At 71.7% G+C, this 1,531-nt stretch carries 1 protein-coding gene; it reads left to right on the forward strand.

What is annotated here, in order from left to right; all coding sequences use genetic code 11:
* Positions 1-1,531, forward strand: a 1,531-nt coding sequence (locus HTV45_RS33170) for an amino acid adenylation domain-containing protein (protein ID WP_215209604.1), incomplete at both ends; no start/stop codon positions are given.

Consider the following 1,531-nt stretch of genomic DNA (forward strand, 5'->3'; position numbering starts at 1 on the left):
CTATCCGCGGGCGCGGGTGGAGTACGTGTTGCAGGATGCCGGGCCGGCGCTGGTGATCGGTGAGTCGGAGGTGTTCGAGGGACTGCCCGAGCATGATCCCGGTGACCGGGACCGAATACGTCCGGTGGGCGTGGACCATCCGGCGTACGTCATCTACACGTCCGGATCGACCGGACGGCCCAAGGGCGTCGTGGTGACCCACCGAGGGCTCGCGAGCATGGCGGCGACCCAGCGGCGGCTCGGGGTGACCGGGGACTCCCGGGTGCTGCAGTTCGCCGCCCTCGGCTTCGACGCCACGGTCTGGGAACTCGTGATGGCCCTCGGCTCGGGCGCCGCCCTGGTGCTGCCGGAGACCGACCGTCTCGCCGGCGAGGACCTGGCCGCCGTCCTGCGCGAACACCGCATCAGCCACCTCACCCTGCCGCCCACCGTGCTGGCGACGCTTCCCGCCGAGGCCGCCACCCAACTGCCCGACCTCGGCACCCTGGTGGTGGCGGGCGAGACGTGCACGCCCGAGCTGACCGCGCGATGGTCGCCCGGCCGCCGTATGTTCAACGCCTACGGTCCCACCGAGTCGACCGTCTGCGCGTCGATCAGCAGGGAACTCTCGCCCGGCCCCGCGCCGATCGGCGGTCCGGTGCTGAACACCCGCTTGTACGTCCTGGACGACAGGCTGCAACCGGCGGCGCCGGGGGTGCCGGGGGAGCTGTACATCGCGGGTGCCGGGGTGGCACGTGGCTACCGGGGGCGTCCTGCCCTGACGGCGTCACGTTTCCTCGCCGATCCGTACGGGCCGGCCGGGTCGCGGATGTACCGCACCGGCGACCTGGTCCGCTGGAACACCGAGGGCGAGCTGGAGTATCTCGGCCGCACCGACGAACAGGTGAAGATCCGGGGCTTCCGCGTGGAGCCCGGCGAGGTGGCGTCGGTGCTGCTCCGCCACACCGCCGTCGCGCAGGCTGCCGTGATCGTCCGCCCCGACCAGCACGACGAACCGCAGCTTCTGGCGTACGCCGTTCCGGTCGCCGGCCGGGCGATCAGCGGCGACGAACTGCGCGCGCGGTTGCAGGACGAACTGCCCGAGCACCTGGTTCCGTCGGCCGTCGTCCTGCTGGACGAGATTCCTCGCACCGCCCACGAGAAGATCGACGAACGGGCGCTGCCGGACCCCGAACAGCCCGGCGGCCGTGGACGCGCACCGCGTACGCCACAGGAGGAGTTGCTCTGCCTCCTCTTCGCGCAGGTGCTCGACGTGCCGCGGGTGGGACCCGACGACAGCTTCTTCGATCTGGGCGGGCACTCGCTGCTCGCCACCCGGCTCATCATCCGGATCCGCAAGGCGTTCCGCTGCGAACTGGCGCCACGCGCGCTGTTCGCGGCGCCTTCGCCGGCGGAGTTGGCTCTGGTGTTGGGGGAGCGGTTGGGTCGGGTGCAGGTGGGGTTGGAGCGGGTGGCGCGTCCGGAGTTGTTGCCGTTGTCGTTCGCGCAGCGGCGGTTGTGGTTCCTGCATCGGTTGGAGGGTCCGTCGGCG

The sequence above is a fragment of the Streptomyces sp. CHD11 genome (assembly GCF_018638295.1).
In the GTDB taxonomy this organism is placed as follows: Bacteria; Actinomycetota; Actinomycetes; order Streptomycetales; family Streptomycetaceae; genus Streptomyces.